This window comes from Phocaeicola vulgatus ATCC 8482 (assembly GCF_000012825.1).
Classification (GTDB): domain Bacteria; phylum Bacteroidota; class Bacteroidia; order Bacteroidales; family Bacteroidaceae; genus Phocaeicola; species Phocaeicola vulgatus.
On record NC_009614.1, the window covers coordinates 3879766 to 3903744 of the forward strand.

Consider the following 23979-nt stretch of genomic DNA (forward strand, 5'->3'; position numbering starts at 1 on the left):
TATATATAATATGATAAAAGAAAGAAAGAGAACATATACTCAAGAAGAGGTTAATGAGTTGAAAAAATGGTTTGATTCTCAGGAACTTCCCCCAACAATGCAGATAGATAAGGCTGCTTTTACTCCTAATTTAAAGGATACGGTAGATATGCTGTTTGAACAGGCCTATGTATGCTACGAAAATCCCAAAATGCAGGGATGCCTTTATTTGTTAGAGAAAATTAAGAGCAATTTGGAAAAAAACGGGACAGGAGCGTGAGCAATTATCATTTCATATTGTTATCAAGGTATTATAATTTAATACTGGCAGTATGAAGAAGAATTTATTATTGTATGGTGTGTTTCTTTGCGCCCTCTCCATATCCTCTTGTTCCGGTGGCTCCAAGAGTAGTCACGTTATGGATAGCAGTAGCATGAGTGTGGAGAATGCGAATGAAGTGATGAAGTATTATGATACCTCATTGAAAATCTTGAAAGACTTAGTTAATGAGAATGAGATAAAAGCGGTGCTGGGCTATTTGGATCAGAAGATGCCGGTAGATTCTCTGCCTGTGGTATCACAGCCTGTGGTTTCTGTTCAAGATACAGTGTTTGTTTCTAATCCGGGAAATTACTTCAGTGAGAATGATCGTCAGAATCTGAAGGAAAATTATGGCCGCTTGTTCCGGTCTATTTCCGCATTTTATGAGAACTATAAGACTTACCGGCTGTATATGCAGGATCAATCATATAAAAAGGATAATAATGCTTTGGCGGATAAGATAAGAAAAGAGGAGCTATTATTGAGTATTGCTTTATCTGAATACAAACAGGTTATTTTTGATATATTAACTCCGATAGTTGAAGGGGCTAAAATAACCCTGACCCCTATAAAGGGAAATGTTAAAGATAAATAGAAGTATAACAGGCAGCCGGAAGGCTGCCTGTCTGGATTGTATTATGTAAATTAAATCCTTGTTGTTCTCTGCTTTGTTGTTGAGGAAGCTATTTCATTTCCAATCTTCTTGATTTTTCTCTCTTAACTATTTTCAGCCTGTTCAGGAACTATTTTTAGATACATCTTTTATACGTTTCCCCTTTGGAGAAACTTGACATTCCGGTAGGAGATGCTTGCTTGTGGATTTTATTGTTTAAGCTTGTGCTATAATGATGGAAAAAAACAGAAGGTAGGTATATGGGATAAATAGAACTCGGATGGATCACTGATATTGTTTTAATTGTTCATTTAATAGCTTGAATATAATAAAATTGTTAATAACTTTCACATAACTTTTCTATAAATAATGTGAAGTTTAATAAGGGGTTTTTTATCTTTGTAGCAGATTAATTGTAAAAAAGTACTGTAATATTATTTGTTATGGAAAAATCGTATGTTATAAATAGAATTAAAGAATTATGCAATAAAAAGAATGATAGGGAGATAGCTTTGGATTTCTTTTATAATAATAGGATATTTCATGCAAAATATTTATTTTTAGGCAATGACCTTTATGTTACAGATACACTAAATGTTATTGAGTTAAAGGATTTGGATATGGGAGTTTTGAGCAGAATTAGCGAATTATTAAAAATATAAGATAACTGATTTTCCTTGTGCAGTCATTAATGGCTGTACGCTCATTTGTATTTTAAAGCGGCGGCCCGGGAGGGGTAGCCGCTTTTATTTGACGGGCTTATAAAAAAAGGAATAACCGAAGTTACTCCTTTTGTACACCCTCAGGGATTCGAACCCTGGACCCACTGATTAAGAGTCAGTTGCTCTACCAACTGAGCTAAGAGTGCAAAATGCAAACCATTTTTTGTACACCCTCAGGGACTCGAACCCTGGACCCATTGATTAAGAGTCAATTGCTCTACCAGCTGAGCTAAGAGTGCAAATTACAAACTGTTTTTCTTTCGTACACCCTCAGGGATTCGAACCCTGGACCCACTGATTAAGAGTCAGTTGCTCTACCAACTGAGCTAAGAGTGCATTCATTTCTGATTTGCGGTTGCAAAGGTAGGTGTTTTCTTTTAAACATCCAACATTTTGCACCATTTTTTTACCTTTTCATCGAAATTTATTCAAACTCATAAACATCTGAAGGTGTATTCCGCTTTAAAGCAATGACTTGCACATCTTTGCCGACGATAATCCCTTTGTTTCGTAGTGAGAGTTCTACTGTCTTGTATGCCAGTTCGGGGTGGTTGTTGTCTTTGCTAAGATGACAAAGCCAAATGTATTTAAGACTTTCATTGATATTTTCTGCCAAAAAATCGGCGGTTTCGCGGTTACTCATATGTCCATTAGGCCCGGCAATACGTTCTTTTAAATATTGGGGATAAGGTCCCATTTTCAACATCTCTTCATCGTAATTCGCTTCCAATACCAAATAGTTTGCTTTACATATATATTCGGCGGCAGTGGGGGTGATGTGCCCCAAGTCAGTAAGGAAAGAAAATATTTTACCGTCTATATTCATGCAATAGCCTACATTGTCAGTTCCGTCGTGAGGCACTTCAAAAGCTGTAATCGTGAAATCTTCCAATTCCATTGTCTCACCTTTGTGCAGATAGTGTACGCAGGTCGATAATTTCTCGGTCATGCAATAACTTTTGTTGATTCCTGCATGTACTTCCGGAGTGGAGTAAACAGGAATTCCAAATTTCTCTCCTAAATGCCCTACTGCTTTGATGTGGTCGGCATGATCGTGTGTTATGAATACTGCCCGGATGATATCCAGTCCGATTCCAAGTTCTTTTAATGTTTTTTTTATTGTACGGATGCCAATGCCTGCATCCACCAATATGCCATATCTGTCTGTTCCGAGAAAATAGCAGTTGCCGCTACTTCCGCTTGCGAGACTTATAAATTTGATTTTCATTTTGTTGCTCTCCCAATTCTAGTGAATCCCCACGTTTTTTGTGTTAAAAGAGCCGCAAATATACATAAAAAAAGGAGGAAATAAAATAGAAACAGGCTTTTTCGGAAAGATGATTTAGCGGATATTGTTTTAAAAGAATGCCTGGAATCTGGATTATGGAATACGTAGATAATAACCCTTTCCTCTGACTGTTATTAATTTATATTCTTGGAATTCTTTTAAAACTTTCCGGATTGATTTGATGTGTGCATCTATTTTTTCATTGGCATTATCATCCGTAGGCCAGAAACTCTTTTTTATTTCTTCACGGCTTACGCAAGTTCCTGCTCTTTCATAAAGCATATTTAGTAAAGTGAGGTCTAATTTCTGAATGTTGCACTTTTTGTTTCCTATATACAACTCTTGTTTCTCCATGTCTATGTTCATACGGGTAAGGAGTGTTTGAGTATCCTTTTCCTTTTTAAGAAAAATGAGTATGAAAATAAGAATCATCAATTGTCCGATGAGCCAAAAGAGTGTGTTGTCTATGTGTCGTAAAATAGTTTTGAAGTCATAATTTACCCATGCTTGTACCTTGATGTTCTGGGTGATATCTACTATGTATCGGGGAGTATTGTATGCCGTTCGGGGAATTGCAGAACTTTGGTCGCTGTGTTGGGAAATGGATTTGTTATAATAAATAGTTCCGGTCCTGCCGGTTATGCCATGATCGGATAATATTTTTCTAAAGGTTGCATTTAACTCATCGGGCTTTATGGGTTTTAGTTGGGATAGAATGTATTGGTTCAGCATACGTTTGGCGGTCTGCTCGTCCAGACTGTCTTTAAAGGTATAGATTGTTTTTCCTTGTCTGGTTCTTATGGTGTAGCTTTTTACTTTTTGGTGTAGGCTGGGAGCGATAGTATACATTTTTATATCCCAGTTTGTAGGTTCGGGATGATAATAGCTGATGTAGGCAAGTCTTTCATTGTAATCTTCCGTAATGGCGGATTTGAAAGCGTGGTCTATTTGGGTATTCACTCGTTCGGCACTATTATGAAAAGCGATATAAACAGTATATAGAACGGTGATGGTGACTGCCATAAATAAGATAATGTGTGTTTTTGCCCTTTTCATCGTATGAATTTTGAATGCAAAAGTAAATAACGTTAAGGAAAAAACAGGTGTTTTATCTGATCTTTTTCTGAAAAAGGAGAAAATTCAGAAAGAGTTCAGATAAATATTTTGCAGAGATACAGGCTTTTCTTCTTCTTTGCGTCAGCAAAATATTTTGCGAATCAATAAAAGCAAGAAACGTATGAGAACAAAAGCTGTTTTATTTTTTCTCTTGTTATTGCCGGTATATGTGGTGAATGGCCAAGATGACAAGAGAGAGTATTTGAAAAAGGTGTTGGATAATTTAGAGCAGATTAAGTCAGCAACGTATAAAGTAGAGGGCGAAGTCTGGAATCCTGGTGATACAATTCCTTCCAGTATTAGAAAATATATGGTGAAAGAGTTCGATAATCCGGCTGATTCTACGATAGGGGCAAGTTTTGTGAATTTGGGAACAGATGATGGTAAAGAGTTCCAATTCGGTTATAATGGTGAAGTACGTGTGTTGGTGAATCATGCTGTCAAGGAAATAAAAATCGATAATTTTACCACCAGACCGTTACCTTTCAGACCGTTGACCCCACCTTTCTTTAATTATTGCAAGAATATTGTCAGGTATACTTTGGAAACAGAAGACAGCATAGTTACCACATTGGAAGATTGTGGGGATTATTTTCATTTTAAACTTGTCATAAACGAAGATACACAAGTGGAGTTCTTTGGTAAAGCTTATCACATGCCTCCACCTCCTTTTTATGTAGAGCCGACCTCTATTTATGAACTGTGGATTCACAAGTCGAATGGTTTGCCTTATAAGAAACGGAGAGCGATGTCCCATAATATATCGGTGGAAACTTGCTGTAATGTGGAAATAAACAAAGAAACAATTGACAGGTTTGATGTTTTCGATTATGTTCCGCAAGGTTATGAAACAAAAAAATATGATTATGGCGCTCCTTCCAGGAATATGGCCGCTAATCTGACGGGTAAGAAAGCACCAGAATGGACATTGAATGATATAAAGGAGCGTCCCGTGTCATTGAGTGATTTGAAAAGTAAGGTCATCTTGGTAAATATAACAGGAATAGGCTGTGGAGCTTGCCAGGCTTCTATCCCTTTTCTGAAAGAACTGAAAAGAAAGTACCAAGAAGAAGATTTTGAATTGGTAGCCATTGAAAGTTGGAGCCGGATGCATTCACTTCAGAATTATGCAAAGAGAAAGGAATTGAATTATATGTTTTTGGATGGAGATGATAAAGTGATAGAAGATTACCGGACGGGTGGGGCAGCTCCGTACTTTTTTATTTTGGATAAAGAACGGATTATACGGAAAGTCATCCGAGGATATGGCATGGGAAAAACCGACAAGGAAATAACGGAGACTATAGAAGAATTGCTATGACTGGAATGAGGATGGAACAAAAAGTGAAAACTTTTGCAGACACATTTGTTCCATCCTCATTTATTTATATTCAGCATTCTGACGGTTGTCAGAATTGGAAGAACTTCTTGGCATTATTATAGCAGATATCTTCCACCATCTGATTGACGCGTTCTATTTCGCAAGCAGGGATTTCGCCGTTTTCCACATCATTACCCAGCAAGTTGCACAAAGTACGGCGGAAATATTCGTGACGCGGATAAGACAGGAATGAACGAGAGTCTGTCAGCATACCTACGAAGCGGCTCAACAAGCCTAACAATGACAGTGCATTCATCTGCTTTTCCATACCGTCTTTCTGATCGAGGAACCACCATCCGGAACCGAATTGAATCTTGCCTGGAATTGTGCCATCCTGGAAGTTGCCTAACATGGTGGCAATTACTTCATTGGCGCAAGGATTCAAGTTGTAAAGGATAGTTTTGGTCAGTTTTCCTTCTGTATTCAGGCGGTCAAGGAATTTAGCCATCGCTTTGGCGGTGGTAAACTCACCGATTGAATCGAAACCGGTATCAGGTCCCAGAAGTTTGAACATCTTGGTGTTGTTGTTGCGGATTGCTCCATAGTGGAACTGCTGGGTCCATCCTTTTTCCCAATCCATTTCCCCAAATACGATCAGCATGGCTGATTTGAATTTCAGAATTTCTTCCTTGGTCAGTTCTGTACCACCATATACCTTATTAAATATAGCATTGATTTCAGCATCAGTATAGTCTTCAGCATAAAACTCTTCAATTCCGTGGTCAGACAATTTACAACCTTGTTCAGCAAAGAAGTCATGACGTTTCCGCAAAGCAGCCACCATGTCATCGAAAGAAGATATCGTGACACCGCTTACAGCAGACAATTTTTCCATATAAGCACGGAAATCAGCGGGAACTTCTACTGCCATCGCCTTGTCCGGACGCCAAGTGGGAAGCATTTTAATTTCGAATCCGCTTTCACGGGTTTTGATGTGATATTCCAATGAATCTACCGGATCATCGGTTGTACAAACGGTTTCCACATGATAACGACGCATCATGCCTCGTGCGGAGTATTCCGGTTTGGCAAGCTTTTCATTACATTCATCAAAAATCTCGCGGGCAGTTTTCGGATTCAATACTTTATTGATTCCAAATGCGGTTTTCAATTCCAAATGAGTCCAATGGTATAATGGGTTGCGGAAGGTATAAGGAACTGTTTCCGCCCATTTTTCAAATTTTTCCCAGTCCGTGGTGTCTTTACCGGTACAATAACGTTCGTCCACACCGTTGGTACGCATGGCACGCCATTTATAGTGGTCTCCACCCAACCAGATTTCTGTCAGTGACTTAAACTGATAGTCATCAGCAACCATCTGGGGAATCAGGTGGCAGTGGTAATCGATAATAGGCATTTTAGCCGCATGTTCATGATACAACTTCTGCGCAGTTTCTGTCTGAAGCAGGAAGTTTTCATCCATAAAGTTTTTCATAAGTAGTCTTTTTATATCTATATAATTGTTGTTTATTTTGACTTTCAGTAAAAACTCATTCTAAAAAAGATGTCAAAGAGCATCTCTTTAGATTTATTAACCGTTATCGAACACGAAAGTAGAAATTTTATTTGGAATAACAAAATTATTTGTATCTTTGCGGCGAAGATTTAAAGATTTTAAATGCTTGGTTCAATGATGATATATAAAAACTTAAATATATATTACCATTTAAAAGAAAGCATGAATACTATGAGTACACAATAAAATCTGATTCGTCTTCAATAAGTACAGGTATGGATAAACACATAATATAATTAAAAATATGAAAGCATTAAACAAGGAGACAGCAGCAAAGACTCAACGTCCCGAAAGAATCATTCAATTTGGTGAGGGTAACTTCCTGCGTGCGTTTGTGGATTGGATTATCTACAACATGAACGAAAAAACTGATTTCAACAGCAGTGTGGTGGTGGTTCAACCTATTGAAAAAGGTATGGTTGACATGTTGAACGCACAAGATTGTCTGTATCATGTAAACTTGCAGGGTTTGGATAAAGGACAGGTGGTAAACAGCCTGACAAAAATTGATGTGATCAGTCGTGCCTTGAATCCTTATTCTCAGAATGATGAATTTATGAAATTGGCGGAACAGCCGGAAATGCGTTTCGTTATCTCTAATACGACAGAGGCCGGTATCGCTTTTGATCCTGCCTGCAAGCTGGATGATGCCCCTGCTTCATCTTATCCGGGCAAACTGACCCAGTTGCTGTATCACCGTTATAAAACGTTCAATGGTGACAAGAGCAAAGGTTTGATAATTTTCCCTTGCGAATTGATTTTCCTGAACGGCCATAAACTGAAAGAAACCATCTATCAATATATTGATTTGTGGAACTTGGGTGAAGACTTCAAGCAATGGTTTGAGGAAGCTTGTGGTGTCTATGCTACTTTGGTAGACCGTATTGTGCCGGGATTCCCCCGCAAAGATATCGCTGCTATTAAAGAAAAATTGCAGTATGATGACAATCTGGTGGTACAGGCAGAAATCTTCCATTTGTGGGTAATTGAAGCTCCGCAGGAGGTCGCCAAGGAATTCCCTGCCGACAAAGCCGGTTTGAATGTATTGTTCGTTCCGTCTGAAGCTCCTTATCACGAAAGAAAAGTTACTTTGCTGAACGGTCCTCACACAGTGCTGTCTCCGGTAGCTTATCTGTCTGGAATCAACATTGTGCGCGAGGCTTGCGAGCATGAAGTGGTAGGTAAATACATTCATAAAGTTATGTTCGATGAGTTGATGGAAACCCTGAACCTGCCGAAAGAAGAATTGAAGAAGTTTGCGGAAGATGTTTTGGAGCGTTTCAACAATCCGTTTGTTGATCACCAGGTGACTTCTATCATGCTGAATTCATTCCCTAAATATGAAACTCGCGACCTCCCGGGCTTGAAAGTTTATCTGGAGCGTAAGGGTGAGTTGCCTAAAGGCTTGGTATTGGGACTGGCGGCTATCATCACTTATTATAAAGGTGGTGTTCGTGCTGACGGTGCTGAGATTGTTCCGAACGATGCTCCTGAAATCATGAATCTGCTGAAAGAACTTTGGGCTACAGGCTGCACTCAGAAAGTGGCGGAAGGCGTGTTGGCAGCAGAATCTATTTGGGGTGAGAACTTGAACAACATTCCGGGTTTGACCGCCGCAGTAAAAGCTGATCTTGACTCTATTCAAGAAAAGGGTATGCTGGAAACAGTAAAGGGTATTCTCTAATCAGATTAATTGTTAGAAATAGTTTATAAATTCCTTGAGGGAGATTTGGTTATAAAACTGAATCTCCCTATTTTTGTATCTATACAAGATAGATGTGGCATATGGAAAAACAAGAATTCAGACCCGGCTATCCTTTATGGATTTGGGCAGTTATTGCTATTATGTTGGTGGCGTGTACATGCCTTTTTATAGCGCATGGAAGATATGCATCTTTGCTGGTCCTGACTCCTCCTCTGTTGATAACGGGGGTAAGGTTATTGTCTGTTTATACTATTACTCCTGATTCTTTTATCTTAGCTATAAGAGGGATGAAGCCTCGGCATGTTTTTCCTTTGCAAAACATCACAGAGATAGAAAAGGAGTACACAAAGTCTGGTAAACTCAAGTCGATTGTGATCCGTTACCGGAAAGAAGGAATGTACCACAATTTTTTAGTTATCAAGAAAGATGATGTAAATATTGAAGGTATTCTGAACGCTATTTTGCACTATCGTCCTTCCGTGTCTGTTCGTTAAAGATGATCATTAAGGAAAAATAAGGAAATACTCTTCTTTTCAGTTCCGCCTGATGGGAAGAATGATATTCTTCGGCTGTCGATATATTTTCAAAATAATGATAACTGTATTGGGGGTGGGACTCCATGTAATCCTTTACTATGTCTGCACATTGAGATAATTTCATGATAACCGGCACATGATGATGGCTTAGATACATGTCCAGTTCGTCCGAAGTAATATTGCCCGGAATAATGACCAGTCTTTCTTTTTGGCTGATGAGATGTAGTTTTGCGGCCGCTTCCGCAGCGATGAATGAAGGAATACCGGGAAGTTGCTCTACGGGGATTCCATTTTCTTCGAGGAGATCCAGTACATAGTGAACGGAGGCGTAAATTCCCGCATCGCCTTCTACTGCTACCGCCAACCGTTTTCCTGCTTTTTGTTCCAGCCTCATTTCTTCGAAAAGTTGCCGATAGACTTTGATTGCTTTTGTTCTGTCTTTGCTCATCGGGAGCGAGAATAGGTGTATATCTCCTTTGATGCCTAGCTTATGTAACAGGGTGGCGGCACGTGACAAGATTTTGTCTGGTTCCCGAACCGTTGATGGACAATATATTATGTCTGCTTGCTGTAAAGCATGCAATGATTTCAATGTAATCAGTTCGGCATCACCGGGTCCTAAAGAAACAAAATAGATCGGATGACTCATCTTTTGTAGGTATTTACAGTTTTTAAGCACGCAAAAGTGCTGAAAAATTCCGTATAAAGCAAGAGAATTGATTACCTTTGTTGGCTGAAAAACAGAAAAGAACATGAAAAAACTAATATGGGCTTCGGGCCTTTTGTTATTATTGACTGTTACAGCCTGCCAAAATAAGCACAAACAGGGCTCCGGGAATCTGGAGCATAAGACATTGACAGATTCTTCTATTGTGAAGATTATTCCGGAATATGCCCAAGGGTTTAAAATAACCTATACGGATCAGGCTTGTCTGCTTGACATTCAGGACCCTCAGAATAAAGAAAGTCAGTCTTTTCATTATGCTTTGGTGCCAAGAGGTGTGGAAGCGGAAAACATACCTGCGGATTATACGGTTATTGAAACTCCCATACGAAGCGTTATCTGCATGACTTCCCTGCAACTTTCCAATTTTATCAAGTTGGAAGAGCTGGATGCGGTGGTGGGTATCACTAGTACACGTCATTTGTTTAACAAGAAAATAAATGATCGTTTGAAAGATGGAAGCATTCATAAGATAGGTATTGAAGGGAATTTCGATAATGAGGTGATTATGAGTGTAAACCCGGATTTGATTTTGATCTCTCCTTTTAAACGAGGGGGGTACGATGCTTTGAAAGAGGTAGGCATTCCTTTGATGCCGCATTTGGGATATAAGGAAATGACTCCTTTGGGACAGGCTGAATGGATAAAGTTTGTGGGCTTGTTATTGGGAAGAGAAGATAAAGCTAATAAGCAGTTTGCCGCTATTAAGAAAAGATATAACGAACTGAAGGAACTGACCGGTCGGGTGACAAAACGCCCGGTGGTATTCAGTGGAGAATTGCGGGGCGGCAATTGGTATGCTGTAGGAGGGAGGAGTTTTCTCGCACAATTGTTTAAAGATGCCGGTGCCGATTATTTTTTGAAAGACGATGAACAGTCTGGAGGAGTCACCCTCGATTTTGAAACAGTTTACAGCCAAGCGGCAGGTGCCGATTATTGGCGTATTGTGAATAGCTATCAAGGAGAATTTTCTTATAACACGTTGAAAGAGGAAGATGCCCGTTATGTTGATTTTAAAGCATACAAAGAGAAAGGGGTGATTTATTGTAACATGCGTGAAAAACCTTTTTATGAGAGTATGCCTACAGAACCGGAAGTTGTTCTGGCAGATTTGATTCAAATCTTTCATCCGCAGCTTTTGTCCGGTCACCAACCGGGATATTATGAATTGCTTAAATAGGAAAATAGTATATGAAACGACCTGTTGCATTTTATATGCTGTTAATTATGGCTTCTATTTTTCTGTTTTTCTTCCTGAATCTGGTATTAGGTTCTGTTTCCATACCGCTTCGTGCTGTGTGGAATATCCTTTGGGGAACAGGGAATGAGTCTGTTATATGGCAAAATATTATTTGGAAATCACGGGTACCACAGGCGCTTACCGCATTGGCGGCGGGGGCGGGGCTCTCTGTCAGCGGTTTACAGATGCAGACTGTTTTCCGCAATCCTTTGGCCGGTCCGTCGGTACTGGGCATCAGTTCGGGAGCCAGTATGGGAGTTGCTTTTGTGGTGCTTCTTTCGGGCAGTTTGGGTGGTGTTGCTTTGAGCAAGCTAGGCTTTATGGGGGAAATAGCCCTTACCATAGCAGCTATTGCAGGTTCACTTTCCATTATGGCACTTATTGTTTTCGTTTCCCAAAAAGTAAGGGGCAATGTTACTTTGCTGATTATCGGTGTGATGATTGGTTACATAGCCAATGCGGTGATCGGTGTGCTGAAATTTTTCAGTGTGGAGGAGGATATTCGTGCATATGTCATTTGGGGGTTGGGAAGTTTTGCCCGTGTATCGGGAGATCAGATGACTTTATTTATATGTATCATGGTGGTATTGTTGCCACTTTCCTTCCTGCTTGTCAAAACATTGAATCTTTTGCTGCTGGGAGATGCATACGCACGGAATCTCGGATTGAATATAAAACGTGCCCGTCTGCTTGTCATTACTTGTTCGGGAGTATTGGTAGCTATTGTTACCGCATATTGCGGCCCGATTATTTTTCTGGGGCTGGCCGTTCCGCATCTTTGCAGGGGAATGTTCCGCACATCCGATCATCGTATTCTGATGCCTGCTTCTTTACTGGCAGGTGCGTCATTGGCATTGGTATGTAATCTGATTGCCCGTATGCCCGGTTTCGAAGGTGCATTGCCGGTAAATTCGGTGACGGCTTTGGTAGGTGCTCCGGTAGTGATGTCGGTTTTATTCAATAAACGTCGCAATGAAATGAATGAGTAATGATGAATCAAGAAACTATACATATTCGGAAACTGACTACCGGTTATCCCGGTAAGGGGGGAACCAAGATTGTAGCGAAGGACATTGATGCTACTATCCGCAGTGGGGAACTGACTTGTCTTTTGGGGGCGAATGGAGTAGGGAAATCTACTTTATTGCGTACTTTGTCTGCCTTTCAGCCGCCTGTAGGAGGAGAGATAGAAATAATGGGAAAGAAACTGACGGATTACACCGATAAACAGTTGGCGACAGTTATCGGAGTGGTATTGACCGAAAAATGCAGTCTGCGGAACATGACCGTAGAAGAACTGGTGGGTATGGGGCGCAGTCCTTATACCGGTTTCTGGGGAAATTTAAGCAAGGAGGACAAGAATACAGTAAACGATACCATTGAGCTGGTAAGGATTGAGGATTTGAAATACCGGATGGTACATACTTTGAGTGACGGTGAGCGTCAGAAAGTAATGATAGCAAAGGCGTTGGCACAGGAAACCCCGGTGATTTTTCTGGATGAGCCGACTGCTTTTCTTGATTTCCCCAGTAAAGTGGAGATTATGCAATTGCTTCATCATTTGTCACGTTCTACCAACAAGACGATTTTTCTTTCCACCCATGATTTAGAGTTAGCTTTGCAGATTGCTGATAAGATTTGGCTGATGGATAAAGCCAATGGAGTGACTATAGGAACTCCTGAAGATCTTTCCATAGACGGATGCCTGAGTAATTTTTTCTCCCGTAAGGGTATTGTTTTTGATATGGAAACCGGACTGTTCCGCATTGACAATGAGTTTGAAAAAGAAGTCCGTCTGGTGGGACATGGAAATAAGTATGCGATGGTACGGAAAGCCTTGCAGCGGAATGGTATTCTGGCAAGCCGGCGTGTTGAGTCCGATTTTTATATTGAAACGGGAGATATGACTACCAGTGGATATATTATCCACCCGGTAGCCGGGAGGACGATAAAGGTAGATACCATAGAGGAATTGTTAGAACAGGTCACTGCTATATTGGCTTCCGTTTAGCAGCAGCGTCTAAATAATCAGTTATTGTATCCTGAAAGGAATATTTCCTTCTTCATCAATCAAGAGGATTGTCAATTTTCCTTCGGGCAATAAGGGGACGCAATGCGCAAAACAATGTTCCAACAAACACGGAAAGAACTTTCCGCCGTCTTCTTCAGACAGCAAGGTCCATAATTCACGGGCTAATGTCAACCTTTCTATCATGCTTTCAACATCCGGAGAGCATCCGGCTTCCATTGCCACCTGCCTTAGGAATTCTTTATTCATCACCACTTTCTTACTGTGTGTGTCCAGATTTCCTTCGGCCAGTTTCACCGCCTTGCCTATCATAATGCCTAAAGTAACCAATGGAACCTTAAGCTTGGCAGCTATCTTGAGTGTCTCCCCTATAAAATTTCCATAATGTACAAAAGCCTGAGCAGGTAATCCCGGATACTCCTTCTTCACAAAACGTTCGCTTTTTGCTCCCGAATTAATGATGAGTCTGGATGAGCCCACAGCCACACAAACCTCCACTTCCCTGCGGATAGCCTCGACAAAAGCTTCTGAAGAAAAAGGACGGACTATGCCCGAAGTTCCAATGATGGAAATGCCGTCCACAATTCCTAGTTTAGGATTGAAAGTACGTTGTGCCAACTCTTTTCCTCCGGGAACGGAAATGGTAACATCCAGCCCTTTGTCATAAAGCGCCGATAATTCTTTCATTATCATTTGTCGGGGGATGCGATTGATGGCGGGTTCCCCGATTTCCAATCCCAGCCCCGGAAGGGTGACTCGTCCCACTCCTTCACCTTGCAGGAAACGGATGTCCGGGTGATTGCTAAAACTTACCGTTACCACAATGGATGCGCCGTGAGTGACATCCGGATCATCTCCCGCATCTTTAACAACGGTGCAGGTGGCACTGTTCTTTTCTATTTCTGTATGGGCTACCGGTAAGGTCATTTCCTCGTCATCGGGAAGGCGGAAGGATATCATTTTCTGTTCTTCCCCTAAAATCAGAGCCGTCAATGCTGCTTTTGCAGCTGCAGTAGCGCAGGCCCCTGTGGTGTAGCCGCTTCTCAACGGGTAAAAAGCAGGGATGTTCTTTTCTATCTGTTTTCTCAATCCATATTCACCGGTAACGATCATGAAATGCCTGGGAAGGGGAGGGCGTTTTATAGCAAAGACCGGGATTTTTGCAGCCTGTGCCGCTTTCACTTTCTCCGAAAATCCTCCGGATTCTCCGCTTTCCTTGGTCAGAATGGCCTGTGGATGTAGTGTCTCTAATAAAAGAGTTTCGGATTCTCCGGCATGATAGAATACCAGATTTCCTTTCGGGAAGCCTTGTTCTTGGGCTAATGTGATGGAAGTTTCCCGTTCCAGTACGCGGAACCAACAGGTATGTTTCTCCCAATAAGGGCGTAACTTCCCGATGGTCTGTACTCCGGTCAGTGCCAGCAGGTGATCGGTTCCTGCTTTCTCTAACCGGTAAATGGCATCTGCATAGTCTTCACACCAGATGATGTTTTCGGTGCGTGGAGGATACTTCCTTTCAAAACGTATGACAGGAAGATGTAGCGTCCGGCTTGTTTCATCCACAGTCCGGTGGAGTTGGGAGGCAAACGGGTGGGCAGCATCCACCAACAAACGGATGTTGTTTTGGCGGCAGAAACTTTCCATTTTCTCCGTGTCCATTCCTCCGGTGATACGGATGCCGTGCTTGCATTGTATCTCCTGCCATTCTCCTTTGGTAGAGTAGAAGTAGGGCTTTCCGGCTTCATCGGCAACTTTCACGGCGGTGCGTCCTTCGGTGGTTCCTCCTAAAATCAGTATCATAGGCTGGATGTGAATGATTCTTTTTTTACTTTCTGAACAAGTGTTTGAACTCGTGCGCATAGAGCCGGGACAGACCTTTCCGGTTGTCTATCGCTTCGCCTACTACCAATAAGGTAGTCAGCGTCAGGTTATTGTCACGTACTATCTTAGCCAAATCCTTCAACTCTCCGCGATAAATCTTTTCTTCTTTCCAAGTCAGCTTATAACAGGCGGCAACCGGAGTCTCGGGAGGATATGCCTGCATCAGCTCTTCCTGTACCTGTTCCACAATGCCCGCACTTAAATAAATGCACATTGTACTTTGTGATTGCGCCAATTTATGTAATTGTTCTTTTTCGGGCATCGGAGTACGGCCTTCCCCACGGGTGAGGATTATGCTTTGTACTTTTTCGGGGATGGTGAACTGTGACCTCAATGCTGCCGCAGCCGCCTGGAACGAGGAGATCCCCGGAGTGATATGATAACTCATCTTGTAGCGGTCGAAGAAAGCCATTTGTTCCTGGATGGCTCCATAAATGCAAGGGTCTCCCGTGTGCAAGCGTACAATAAACAATCCTTTATCATAAAACTCTTTCATCAAGGCGAACTGTTCCTCCAAATCCATACCGGCGGAACTGCGTACGGTCGCTCCTTCTTTAGCATAAAAGGTCAGTTCGCGGGGAACAAGACTTCCGGCATACAGAACAAGATCCGCTTTCTCCAACATTCGTTTTCCGCGTACCGAAATCAGTTCGGGATCACCGGGACCTGCACCCACTATCTCTATATGTCCGCCACGCATGGCTGTCGCACTGACGGCTATGGCAAAAGTGAAGTGGTTTCCTTCTGTCAGCATGCCCTTTTGCTTTTCCAATACAAGTGTTCCTTCACCGCTGCTTTTCAAGGCTGTGCTTTCGGCCACTCCATAGACGCCTGTCACTTCGAATGCCTTTTCAGACGGATGGGGAACTGTGATATCTTTCAGTTCTTCCGCAGGATAAATATGGGTTTCCGTATCGGCCCATCGCCGGTGGAGGATTTCCAGCAGAGGCTCGTCTTTTTTCAGTTCGATGGTATTGAGGGAGGCGAGAGAGAACGGGCACAAACCATGTCTGTGCATCACGGCTTCTATGTATTCCGCAATGCCCGAAGGATCGCATTGTTTCCGGCAACCTATTCCCAAGTGGAGGACGGCGGGATGGAAGCAGAGCATGGGAATCTCCGCACTATATATATAAGGTGTAACAGCAATAATCAACTTGAATTCCGATTGGGGCATGTCTTCGAAATGATAGAACACTTTTACGTGTGCGGGAAGCGTGCGTTCCAGATACTCCGTACCTTTATCCTTTATATCGAGCAGCAGCGCCGTTGGTTCCCGGTTGACAAAAAGTGTGACCAGTCTGTTCATTTCTGCATGAGGAACAGTTATTTTCCAGCCATATTTTCCAGCCAGCGTGTCCAGCGCCCATAACCCGGCATTGTCACTTTGGGTGGTAATCACAGCTTCTCCTCCTGTAATGGCGGCAATATGGCGGGTCAGTTCATTGGCTCCCCCCACATGCCCGGAAAGTACTGAAATGACAAAGCGCCCCGTACTGTCCACACAGACCACTGCCGGATCTTTATATTTGTTTTTTATGCATCCTGCAATGCTGCGTACACAGATTCCCATGGCACCGATAAAGATGATGCTGTCGAAGTCATTGAAATGCTCCTCTATGAACCGATGGCAGGATGTGATGGAAATACAGCCTTCGCATTCGTTTTTGGTATAAATAAGGGTATCCGGCAACTCTCTTTGTAGTGTTTTTGCCAACGGCAGGCTGGCTTCTGATATCAGTATGATTGCTTTCATTTGTTATCTGTTTTAAATCATTTATTCCGCTCTCATTATCTCTATCGGATTAAAGGCATCCACAGCAATACGGGTACACTGTGTTACCTTCTTGTTGATTTGCGTTATACCTTTTGTGAACAGGGCCTTGCTCTCTTCCGAAACCGAATTGAATACAATGACTCCGTCAGGCAACAGCACTTCTTTGATTTTTTGTAGAATCTCTATCATTTTTCCTCCATGACCACCTATAAATACGGCATCGGGGGCGGGAAGTCCGCCGAGTTCCGTTTCCAGAAAATCACCCATGACGGTTGTAATGCCGGGCGTGCCGAATTTACGACTGTTGCGTTCCATTAACTCTTTACCTTCCGTACGCTGTTCGAATGCTGTCACTTTCAGCTCCGGAAATTGGAGCTTGGCTTCTATGGAAACAGAGCCGGTGCAGAAACCGATGTCCCAGAATGATTTCTTTTCCCTTAATGTCAGCATACTGAGAGTAAGCAAGCGGACAGGCATTTTGGTAATCATTCTGTTGCGTCCGTTCAACAGATGAAACTCACTTTCGGGAATTCCGAACGGACGGGGATGCACCTTGTTTCTTTGCAGTATCAGGCAATTGGGAAAGCGGAAAGCAGATTGGGAGGCTTCCTCTAAAGAGAATGTACGTACAGATTCTTCCTCGCCATTGCCTAATGCTTCCCCCACGGTCATGCGGTAGTTGTCATATCCATACTCCAGCATCCGGGCGGCAATGGTGGCAGGTGTCTTTTCCCGGTCGGTCAACACGCCTATCAGTTTATCTCCTCTGATTAAAGCAGAGTCGAATGCATCCCAAGGACGTCCGGTCAGCGACAAGGTCTGCATCTCCTGATAGGGGAGCAATATACGGTGTGCCAGCATTTGCAGCGAGTTGAAGGTGGGGAATAAGATAATCTTTGCCGACGGGAGTTTTCTCATGACGGTATTGGCGAAGCCGAAAAACAACGGGTCGCCCGAAGCGAAAACGATTATTTCGGGATGTTCCTCGTAACGGGAGAATACCGTATCCAGCGGGACGGTGATGTCTATCCATACGGCATCTTCCGGCAAATAAGCGTGTACCAGTTCGTGATGACGTTTTCCTCCCGAGAAGACTTTCCCTTGAGAAACCAAGTTCCGGATTTCAGGAGAAAGAAATTGATTCCGGTTATCGCTTATACCTATTATATAGAATGTTTGCATGGACTTATACATCTCTTCCCGGTTTCAGTTGTTCCGCATCATCAAAAGTAAGGATGGCATTTACCAGAGTCGCTGCCAGATTGCTTCCCCCTTTGCGTCCTTCTACTATCAGTTTGGGGATGTGGCTGAAAGGTTTCACCATGTGTTTGCTTTCGCAAACGTGCACAAAGCCCACCGGAGCAGCGATGATGCCGCATGGATGCGCTTTTTCTTTCCGTATCAGGTCACACAGTTCCATCAATGCTGTAGGGGCATTACCGAATACATATAAAGCTTCCGGATGTTCCTCTGCTGCCATACGTATACCGGCCTGTGTACGGGTGATTCCTTTTTCTTTTGCCAATGCTGCCGCGCGTTCGTCACCCAGATAGCATTTCACCCCGATGCCCATCCGTTCCAAAGCACCTTTACGGATGCCCGCGGCAGCCATCGTCACATCCGTAATAATTGTACGTACTTTTCCTTCATTCAATATTTTATACAGACATTCTACGGCAAGAGGATCTATATGCAATATGTTTTCCATCTCGAAATCGGCTGTGGTATGGATGGCATGCAGTAATGCCCATTTGTGATCCGAAGGAATATTTTTATTTTTCAATTCTTTCTCAATAGTACGGAAACTGTTTATCATAATCTCCTGACCGATTCCTGTCGCATCGGTGGTCTTTTCCCGGTAATAACCACGTGGAGTGATTAATTTCCCTTCCTGATGATAAGATTGGGAGTTGCCAATCAATACCACTGTAAACATATCCACCTGTTCGGGATCGAACTCTTGCAAAGTGGTGATTGTCACGGTTTCTTCCTTACGTCCGGCCTGACGCACAAAGCCTACCGGAGTTTCGGGGTCACGCTCTTTCAGAAAAATTTCTTTTAATCTGTAGAGTTGCCAATACCGCCCTTCGCTTTTGGGATTATAGACCGCCGTTACAAAATCTGCCGTTGCGGCTGCATGGATGCGTTTTTCAATCCGGTCCCATGGTGTCATGAGGTCGGAGAGGGAAATCACACAGAAATCGTGACCGATGGGGGCTCCCAACAGGGAAGCCGCTTTCTGAAAAGCACTGATACCCGGCAATACTTCTATTTCCACCCGGCTGCCACGCTCGCGTTTCATTTCGTAAACCAGCGGAGCCATGCCATAAATTCCGGCATCTCCCGAGCTGATAACGCATACAGTCTTTCCCTGTTCCGCCAGCTCGAAAGCCTGTTCGGCACGTGCTTTTTCACGTTTCATTCCGGTGTCTATACATTCGGTGCCCGGTTCCAGATAGGGTTCGATAAACTGGAAATAGTATTTATAGCCGATTACTACATCGCTGTTCTTGACTGCTTGTATTACAGCGGGGGTTATATCTTCGGGTGAGCCGGGACCAATGCCGGCTACGATTAATTGGGCCTTTTTCATTTTTTATTATATAATTATTCCTTTCCGGAATCTGATTTAAAAGTTTCCTTCAGTGCTTTCAGCCAATATAATCCTCTGAATGACAATGCGCTGTCCTGACAGTAGTTCCTTCATCTTGCTTTCAGGCTTTTACATAGACGGACTGAAAGTGGTGGCTGGCATGAGGAGCCAAACTTAACCGTACAAAGTTACTTATTTGAGCGGGAGAAACAAGTCTTTTCTTTCTATAAATTATGGAAATCTTTTTTTATCAGGCTTAACAATGAATAAGGCATCATTCAGAATGTGCCGTAGTCGGGAAGTCGGCAAAGCAGAGGATATTGCCGGTGAGAATTAAAAAAGGAACTAAGAATTATAGAGATTTGCTGATAGATAAGTTTGAAGAAAAAATGTTGGCGGAATCATTGGGGGGCACTATGGGGATGGTTAAGCCTTTTTATTCCTGCACTTAACCCTTTTTAAACCTATGATTTCTATCTCCATAGCCTTTGGAGTTAACTCCAAAGCTTATGGAGATAACTCCAAAGGCTATGGATTTAACTCCGCAAGCTTGGGAGATAGAAATCATTCGTTCAAAAAGGCTTAGTCACAAGGATGTGAGAGCTTAGGAATCGGCTTGCCGGAGTTTGTTCTGTATGGAAGAAGCTGCCTCCGCTGTTTGTATCATATCGGATTCCGTTATTTTAAGGCCTTGCCATCCGAGAAAGCATTACCCACTTTTTCTCCTACTTTCAGATAATCATTATTGAACGGGTCGAAGATGACGGGAATAACTTTGGAGGCATCCACTTTTCCATTCTGATCCAGTACACGTTCATCTACACTTACATTGACTATTTCGCCGCGCAGGATACAGGTTTCGGGATTGTAATCCTTCAGCTTGCATTCCACAGCTACGGATAATTCATCAATCAGCGGGGCATCCACAAATTCCGACCGGGTGGCATGGAATCCCGCACGGGCGAATTTGTCCGGAACCTTGTTGCCCGAAACAATGCCTACATAATCGCAAGCGATGATTTGCCCGGCTTCTGCCATGCTCACTGTGAATGCTTTGCGTTTCAGGATGTTGGCCGTTGTCTTGTGACCTTCGCTGATACAAATACTGATTTCATTCATTTCACTGATACCGCCCCAAGCCGCATTCATGGCATTGGGAAGACCGTTTTCATCGTATGCGGCGATGATAAATACCGGTTGCGGATAGGTAAAAGGTTTTGCTCCTAAATTCTTTCTCATACTATTTATTTTTTAGTCCATTGTTTAATCTCTTCTTTGGTAGCACCGTTCATCAGCCTGCCTTTCTGCCAGTTCAGGCTGGGGTAGGCTTTCTTTAATTCTTGTTCGGCGTTAGAAATGCGGCTTCCACCCGAGGTAGCGAATGGAATGAGGATCTTGCCTGTGAAATCACCTTTTTCTATAAAACTGTTGATGATTCTTGGAGCCAGGTTCCACCAAATGGGGAAACCGATATAGATGGTATCATAGGCTGCCAAGTTTTGGGGCTGGGAACGCAATGCGGGACGTGACGAGGCATCTGCCATTTCCACACTGCTGCGCGAGGATTTGTCGTGCCAGTCCAGGTCGGCGGAGGTATATTTCTTTGCAGGTTGTATTTCGTAGAGGGCTCCGCCTGTCACCTCCGCTATCTGTTTGGCGGCTTTCTCTGTTGTACCTGTCGCCGAGAAGTAAGCTACTAATGTTCTGTTGCTCTGTTTCTGTGCGTTTACGGTAATACACAGTATCATGATTACCGTCATAAATAATCCGAGTCTTTTCATACGATTTATGTTATTTGGTTCAAATATACGTTTTAATATTTTATGATGTTGCAAATTTAGGTATATTTGCTTGAGTTCTTTGTAGATAAATTACGGGTATCCTGACCTTAATTACTGATTCTGCCATATATAATATATGGATCAGGATATCAAGCTGATTATCAAAGAAGAAATCAGTCTATTACTAACGGCAGGTGACAAAATCGTAACAAAAAACGAAGAAATTAGCTTGGTGGCGGGTTTCTTATGTAAAGGTAATAAAAGGCGATTACCTGTCCGAAAAAGAAATAAGGCTTTTGCTTTACAATAGCTTTCTCAAATCCTCAATGTCCGGCAAAGCGTTACGAAGCCGTTCCGGCATGTCTTTAGATGCATGGTAAGTAGCAACCCCCATCGGCTTGTTATAATCACGAACGGCAAACTCTACAAAGGTTTGATTCATTTCCCTGCAAAGGATTATTCCGATAGAAGGGTTTTCATGCGGCTTCCGGATATATGTGTCTAAAGCAGATAGATAAGTATTCAGTTGTCCCAAATAAGATGTGCGGAATTTTCCGGATTTCAGTTCGACTGCGACCAAGGAATTAAGCTCCCGATTGAAAAAGAGCAAATCAATAAACATTTCTTCTCCTGCAACCTCCATACGATACTGATTGCCTATAAAACTGAAATCTTGTCCGAAGGTCATGATAAACTTCTTCACATTGGCAACAATCGCCTTTTCTACTATCTTTTCGTCTAAATCCTCCTCCTGTTCATTCAGTTCCTCCACATTAATGAAATCAAGCAAGTATTCATCTTTGAATGAGCAAACAGCTTTTAGAGCTTGCTTGGTATCAGGCAATGCTTGTGCGAAATTGTTAGGAAAAGTGCCCCGATGGCTGTACAGGTCTGTTTTTAAGTAATCCCTTAAAGTGTATTTACTCCAATAGCGAGTGGCGCACTCATGTATATAGAACAGCCTTGCTTCCAAAGTCTTAGCTTTGGATATTATTTCAGTATGATGACTAAAGCCGATTGAAAGGAAGTCTGACCAGTTAAATTCATCAGCCAGTGGCTGGCGAATTTCTACAAGAAGTAATTTTTCATCCAATACTAAATCGTCAGCCAGTGGCTGGCGATTTAAAACAGATTCCCATGCTTCATAAAATATTCGCATGTTCTTTATATTCGAAGCTGAAAATCCCCTTAGCCCCGGCAATTCTTTTTGCAATAGGGAAGATATCTGTTCAATTGCACCTTTTCCCCAAAAGCCAGTACGGGAATTTTCCGACACATAACGTCCGATGCCGTAATAAAGAGATAGCTGTTCCTTGTTCACCGATGCGGCTGCACGGTACTGGCTGCGTAGGATAGCTTCTTTTATGCTCTTTACAGCTTCTCTATAATTCTGATTTATATCCATTTGTATTTTGTTATATGTGACAAAAGTACAAAAATAATGCTGGCGAAACGACAAAACTTTGTTTTCTTTTCGCCAGCACATATTTTGCTGTCAGTATAAATAAGTTTAGTTTGTTCCTTTGTCTATATATCCAAAACGAACTTGACTTAATCTGTAACCTTTTTATTATAATACTCCAAAAACGCCACTTCACCTATCTCACTTAACAGTTTTTGATTTTCAATAAAATCCTGTCCATGCTTTTGCCAACGTTTGGCAAATCCTTTAAATCTGGTACATGGGAAGTTGCTGCATTGGAAACAATGTGTTATCTTTTTCCCAAAACAACATAAATGAAATGTTTTGCATTTTTCACAACGAGAATGATTTAACTCGGCTCCTCTGCAAGCTCTTTTTTCTCTCGTATATATGGGGCATCCCCCACAAAAGACACCACAAGCAGGAATACGACCATTATAAGGCTTGATTTTAGCCATTTCCCTTGCCATCCAAAAGTTAGTGAGAGAAAGCTGATTCGCTTTGCGCTTTTGTTCTTCCTTTACTATATAACCTTTTTTTTCAAAGAAAGGGCGAGCAGTCAAGCTCACTTCGGATGTAATCCGCATAATTCCGGCTGTAATTGCATATCGTTCTATTTCTTCCAAAAGCATCGTAGCAATACCTTTACCTTGAAAGTCCTTGTGAACAAACATAGAATGTAAATAGCCTTGAGACGTAATAGATGAAAAACCAACGATTTGTGACTGTTGATTAACAGCTACAATAAAATAGTGGGTCTTTATCATCTCTTCAATGTTAGAAAGGTCATCTCCGCAGGATGCCCAATCCTCAACTTCTGCCTGCGAATAATCCTTGCTATTTACCGCAAGAACAGTGTTTTGAAATAATTCTTTTAGCGCAATAGTATCCGTCTGTTGAGCTTCCCTGATTGTAAAGTCTGTTTTCATATCTATTATATTTATGGTAAATTCTTTTCAGTCTTTCTTATTTTGTAGCTATTATGGAATAGACCATCAGAATATGATTACTTTAATGTTTTATCCTATATTTAAAAGTCAGATTTCAGATGGATATCTACCCTGTTGTTCCCCGGTTTATTTCTAAATAATCAAAATCCGCATTCATTCTTTTAATATTAAATGGATTATATGCAAATATAGCAAAAGGTACAGTATATCATTCATTGTGAATTGCACTTTTTACTGTATTTCAGCAAAATACCTTTCTTTACAGGCTAAAACCTTTGCTCCTTTTCTGCACCTCTTTCAGTTGTATCCTTTGATAGAGTTTGCTAAACAGCTCCCTGAACCAATCGGATACATTTTTTTGATTGATGATTAGCATCAATTTGTTCCTGCCACATCGTCATCG

22 protein-coding genes and 3 tRNA genes are annotated in these 23979 nt (G+C 42.0%); 10 read left to right on the forward strand and 15 right to left on the reverse strand.

Annotated features, from left to right (window positions below):
- The first annotated feature begins 10 nt into the window (after nt 1-10).
- The 3 genes from BVU_RS15450 to BVU_RS15460 all read left to right on the forward strand — a co-directional run bounded on the left by BVU_RS15450 (nt 11) and on the right by BVU_RS15460 (nt 1576).
- A complete protein-coding gene (locus BVU_RS15450) occupies nt 11-259 on the forward strand; it encodes a DUF6965 family protein (RefSeq protein WP_005846577.1) in 249 nt (82 codons plus the stop codon).
- A 52-nt stretch (nt 260-311) separates the two neighbouring features.
- Complete coding sequence (locus BVU_RS15455; RefSeq protein WP_005846575.1) at nt 312-896, forward strand: DUF6845 domain-containing protein; 585 nt, start codon at nt 312-314, stop codon at nt 894-896.
- A 461-nt stretch (nt 897-1357) separates the two neighbouring features.
- A complete protein-coding gene (locus BVU_RS15460; protein ID WP_005846573.1) occupies nt 1358-1576 on the forward strand; it encodes a hypothetical protein in 219 nt (72 codons plus the stop codon).
- 133 nt (nt 1577-1709) lie between these two features.
- On the opposite strand, the gene BVU_RS15465 is transcribed toward BVU_RS15460, so the two are convergent.
- From BVU_RS15465 to BVU_RS15485, 5 genes are all read right to left on the reverse strand, one after another.
- Nucleotides 1710-1782, reverse strand: a tRNA-Lys gene (locus tag BVU_RS15465).
- A 20-nt stretch (nt 1783-1802) separates the two neighbouring features.
- Nucleotides 1803-1875, reverse strand: a tRNA-Lys gene (locus BVU_RS15470).
- A 24-nt stretch (nt 1876-1899) separates the two neighbouring features.
- Nucleotides 1900-1972, reverse strand: a tRNA-Lys gene (locus BVU_RS15475).
- An 88-nt stretch (nt 1973-2060) separates the two neighbouring features.
- Nucleotides 2061-2864 (reverse strand): MBL fold metallo-hydrolase, encoded by an 804-nt coding sequence (locus BVU_RS15480; RefSeq protein WP_008668668.1) that lies wholly within the window; start codon nt 2862-2864, stop codon nt 2061-2063.
- A gap of 153 nt (nt 2865-3017) precedes the next feature.
- Nucleotides 3018-3980, reverse strand: coding sequence for a winged helix-turn-helix domain-containing protein (locus BVU_RS15485; RefSeq protein ID WP_005846569.1), 963 nt, complete (start codon nt 3978-3980; stop codon nt 3018-3020).
- 181 nt (nt 3981-4161) lie between these two features.
- Here BVU_RS15485 and BVU_RS15490 point away from each other — a divergent pair, with 181 nt between their 5' ends.
- Nucleotides 4162-5361: a peroxiredoxin family protein gene (locus BVU_RS15490; RefSeq protein WP_012055532.1), complete on the forward strand. Its 1200-nt coding sequence runs from the start codon at nt 4162-4164 to the stop codon at nt 5359-5361.
- A gap of 88 nt (nt 5362-5449) precedes the next feature.
- On the opposite strand, the gene uxaC is transcribed toward BVU_RS15490, so the two are convergent.
- Nucleotides 5450-6856 carry a glucuronate isomerase gene (gene uxaC / locus BVU_RS15495; RefSeq protein ID WP_005846562.1) on the reverse strand — a complete coding sequence of 469 codons (1407 nt, stop codon included), beginning with the start codon at nt 6854-6856 and terminating at the stop codon, nt 5450-5452.
- Nucleotides 6857-7181: 325 nt separating this feature from the next.
- On the opposite strand from uxaC, the gene BVU_RS15500 reads away from it, so the two are divergent.
- Both BVU_RS15500 and BVU_RS15505 read left to right on the forward strand, forming a co-directional pair.
- On the forward strand, nt 7182-8621 hold the full coding sequence (locus BVU_RS15500) for a tagaturonate reductase (RefSeq protein ID WP_005846561.1): 1440 nt from the start codon (nt 7182-7184) through the stop codon (nt 8619-8621).
- Nucleotides 8622-8722: 101 nt separating this feature from the next.
- Nucleotides 8723-9136 (forward strand): hypothetical protein, encoded by a 414-nt coding sequence (locus tag BVU_RS15505; protein ID WP_041174566.1) that lies wholly within the window; start codon nt 8723-8725, stop codon nt 9134-9136.
- On the opposite strand, the gene BVU_RS15510 is transcribed toward BVU_RS15505, so the two are convergent.
- Entirely contained in the window at nt 9099-9827 is a 729-nt protein-coding gene (locus tag BVU_RS15510; protein WP_012055533.1) for a precorrin-2 C(20)-methyltransferase, read from the reverse strand. The two genes, BVU_RS15505 and BVU_RS15510, sit on opposite strands and share 38 nt — an antisense overlap.
- A gap of 103 nt (nt 9828-9930) precedes the next feature.
- Here BVU_RS15510 and BVU_RS15515 point away from each other — a divergent pair, with 103 nt between their 5' ends.
- The 3 genes from BVU_RS15515 to BVU_RS15525 are packed head-to-tail and all read left to right on the forward strand — an operon-like array spanning nt 9931 to nt 13153.
- On the forward strand, nt 9931-11082 hold the full coding sequence (locus tag BVU_RS15515) for an ABC transporter substrate-binding protein (RefSeq protein WP_012055534.1): 1152 nt from the start codon (nt 9931-9933) through the stop codon (nt 11080-11082).
- 11 nt (nt 11083-11093) lie between these two features.
- Nucleotides 11094-12131, forward strand: a complete 1038-nt coding sequence (locus BVU_RS15520; protein WP_008668681.1) for an iron ABC transporter permease — start codon at nt 11094-11096, stop codon at nt 12129-12131.
- Between the two features lie 2 nt (nt 12132-12133).
- On the forward strand, nt 12134-13153 hold the full coding sequence (locus BVU_RS15525; protein WP_012055535.1) for an ABC transporter ATP-binding protein: 1020 nt from the start codon (nt 12134-12136) through the stop codon (nt 13151-13153).
- A 21-nt stretch (nt 13154-13174) separates the two neighbouring features.
- Here BVU_RS15525 and cbiD read toward each other — a convergent pair whose 3' ends face one another.
- The 6 genes from cbiD to BVU_RS15555 all read right to left on the reverse strand — a co-directional run bounded on the left by cbiD (nt 13175) and on the right by BVU_RS15555 (nt 21203).
- Nucleotides 13175-14971, reverse strand: a complete 1797-nt coding sequence (cbiD, locus tag BVU_RS15530) for a cobalt-precorrin-5B (C(1))-methyltransferase CbiD (RefSeq protein WP_012055536.1) — start codon at nt 14969-14971, stop codon at nt 13175-13177.
- Between the two features lie 25 nt (nt 14972-14996).
- A complete protein-coding gene (cobM, locus tag BVU_RS15535) occupies nt 14997-16808 on the reverse strand; it encodes a precorrin-4 C(11)-methyltransferase (RefSeq protein ID WP_005853285.1) in 1812 nt (603 codons plus the stop codon).
- A gap of 21 nt (nt 16809-16829) precedes the next feature.
- Nucleotides 16830-18011: a bifunctional cobalt-precorrin-7 (C(5))-methyltransferase/cobalt-precorrin-6B (C(15))-methyltransferase gene (locus BVU_RS15540; RefSeq protein WP_041174567.1), complete on the reverse strand. Its 1182-nt coding sequence runs from the start codon at nt 18009-18011 to the stop codon at nt 16830-16832.
- A gap of 4 nt (nt 18012-18015) precedes the next feature.
- Entirely contained in the window at nt 18016-19422 is a 1407-nt protein-coding gene (gene cobJ, locus BVU_RS15545; protein ID WP_012055538.1) for a precorrin-3B C(17)-methyltransferase, read from the reverse strand.
- A gap of 678 nt (nt 19423-20100) precedes the next feature.
- Nucleotides 20101-20661 carry a flavin reductase family protein gene (locus BVU_RS15550; protein ID WP_005853288.1) on the reverse strand — a complete coding sequence of 187 codons (561 nt, stop codon included), beginning with the start codon at nt 20659-20661 and terminating at the stop codon, nt 20101-20103.
- Between the two features lie 5 nt (nt 20662-20666).
- Nucleotides 20667-21203, reverse strand: a complete 537-nt coding sequence (locus BVU_RS15555; RefSeq protein ID WP_005853289.1) for a flavodoxin — start codon at nt 21201-21203, stop codon at nt 20667-20669.
- A 136-nt stretch (nt 21204-21339) separates the two neighbouring features.
- Here BVU_RS15555 and BVU_RS22565 point away from each other — a divergent pair, with 136 nt between their 5' ends.
- Nucleotides 21340-21513: a hypothetical protein gene (locus tag BVU_RS22565; protein WP_016270485.1), complete on the forward strand. Its 174-nt coding sequence runs from the start codon at nt 21340-21342 to the stop codon at nt 21511-21513.
- On the opposite strand, the gene BVU_RS15560 is transcribed toward BVU_RS22565, so the two are convergent.
- The gene (locus BVU_RS15560; RefSeq protein WP_008668694.1) at nt 21505-22608 is read right to left on the reverse strand and encodes a PDDEXK nuclease domain-containing protein; all 1104 of its coding nucleotides are present in this window, start codon (nt 22606-22608) and stop codon (nt 21505-21507) included. The genes BVU_RS22565 and BVU_RS15560 overlap by 9 nt on opposite strands.
- Nucleotides 22609-22754: 146 nt before the next feature.
- Complete coding sequence (locus BVU_RS15565; RefSeq protein WP_008668696.1) at nt 22755-23555, reverse strand: GNAT family N-acetyltransferase; 801 nt, start codon at nt 23553-23555, stop codon at nt 22755-22757.
- Nucleotides 23556-23979 lie beyond the last annotated feature (424 nt).

Bases quoted from the DNA above. Each gene is read 5' to 3' on its own strand.
- BVU_RS22565 (WP_016270485.1), top strand. From the start codon at position 21,340: ATGGATCAGGATATCAAGCTGATTATCAAAGAAGAAATCAGTCTATTA.
- BVU_RS15510 (WP_012055533.1), bottom strand. From the start codon at position 9,827: ATGAGTCATCCGATCTATTTTGTTTCTTTAGGACCCGGTGATGCCGAA.
- BVU_RS15485 (WP_005846569.1), bottom strand. From the start codon at position 3,980: ATGAAAAGGGCAAAAACACACATTATCTTATTTATGGCAGTCACCATC.
- BVU_RS15505 (WP_041174566.1), top strand. From the start codon at position 8,723: ATGGAAAAACAAGAATTCAGACCCGGCTATCCTTTATGGATTTGGGCA.
- BVU_RS15540 (WP_041174567.1), bottom strand. From the start codon at position 18,011: ATGCAAACATTCTATATAATAGGTATAAGCGATAACCGGAATCAATTT.
- BVU_RS15500 (WP_005846561.1), top strand. From the start codon at position 7,182: ATGAAAGCATTAAACAAGGAGACAGCAGCAAAGACTCAACGTCCCGAA.
- BVU_RS15480 (WP_008668668.1), bottom strand. From the start codon at position 2,864: ATGAAAATCAAATTTATAAGTCTCGCAAGCGGAAGTAGCGGCAACTGC.
- BVU_RS15525 (WP_012055535.1), top strand. From the start codon at position 12,134: ATGAATCAAGAAACTATACATATTCGGAAACTGACTACCGGTTATCCC.
- BVU_RS15490 (WP_012055532.1), top strand. From the start codon at position 4,162: ATGAGAACAAAAGCTGTTTTATTTTTTCTCTTGTTATTGCCGGTATAT.
- BVU_RS15555 (WP_005853289.1), bottom strand. From the start codon at position 21,203: ATGAAAAGACTCGGATTATTTATGACGGTAATCATGATACTGTGTATT.
- BVU_RS15460 (WP_005846573.1), top strand. From the start codon at position 1,358: ATGGAAAAATCGTATGTTATAAATAGAATTAAAGAATTATGCAATAAA.
- BVU_RS15515 (WP_012055534.1), top strand. From the start codon at position 9,931: ATGAAAAAACTAATATGGGCTTCGGGCCTTTTGTTATTATTGACTGTT.
- BVU_RS15560 (WP_008668694.1), bottom strand. From the start codon at position 22,608: ATGGATATAAATCAGAATTATAGAGAAGCTGTAAAGAGCATAAAAGAA.
- BVU_RS15450 (WP_005846577.1), top strand. From the start codon at position 11: ATGATAAAAGAAAGAAAGAGAACATATACTCAAGAAGAGGTTAATGAG.
- cbiD (WP_012055536.1), bottom strand. From the start codon at position 14,971: ATGATACTGATTTTAGGAGGAACCACCGAAGGACGCACCGCCGTGAAA.
- BVU_RS15520 (WP_008668681.1), top strand. From the start codon at position 11,094: ATGAAACGACCTGTTGCATTTTATATGCTGTTAATTATGGCTTCTATT.
- cobJ (WP_012055538.1), bottom strand. From the start codon at position 19,422: ATGAAAAAGGCCCAATTAATCGTAGCCGGCATTGGTCCCGGCTCACCC.
- BVU_RS15565 (WP_008668696.1), bottom strand. From the start codon at position 23,555: ATGAAAACAGACTTTACAATCAGGGAAGCTCAACAGACGGATACTATT.
- BVU_RS15455 (WP_005846575.1), top strand. From the start codon at position 312: ATGAAGAAGAATTTATTATTGTATGGTGTGTTTCTTTGCGCCCTCTCC.
- BVU_RS15550 (WP_005853288.1), bottom strand. From the start codon at position 20,661: ATGAGAAAGAATTTAGGAGCAAAACCTTTTACCTATCCGCAACCGGTA.
- cobM (WP_005853285.1), bottom strand. From the start codon at position 16,808: ATGAAAGCAATCATACTGATATCAGAAGCCAGCCTGCCGTTGGCAAAA.
- uxaC (WP_005846562.1), bottom strand. From the start codon at position 6,856: ATGAAAAACTTTATGGATGAAAACTTCCTGCTTCAGACAGAAACTGCG.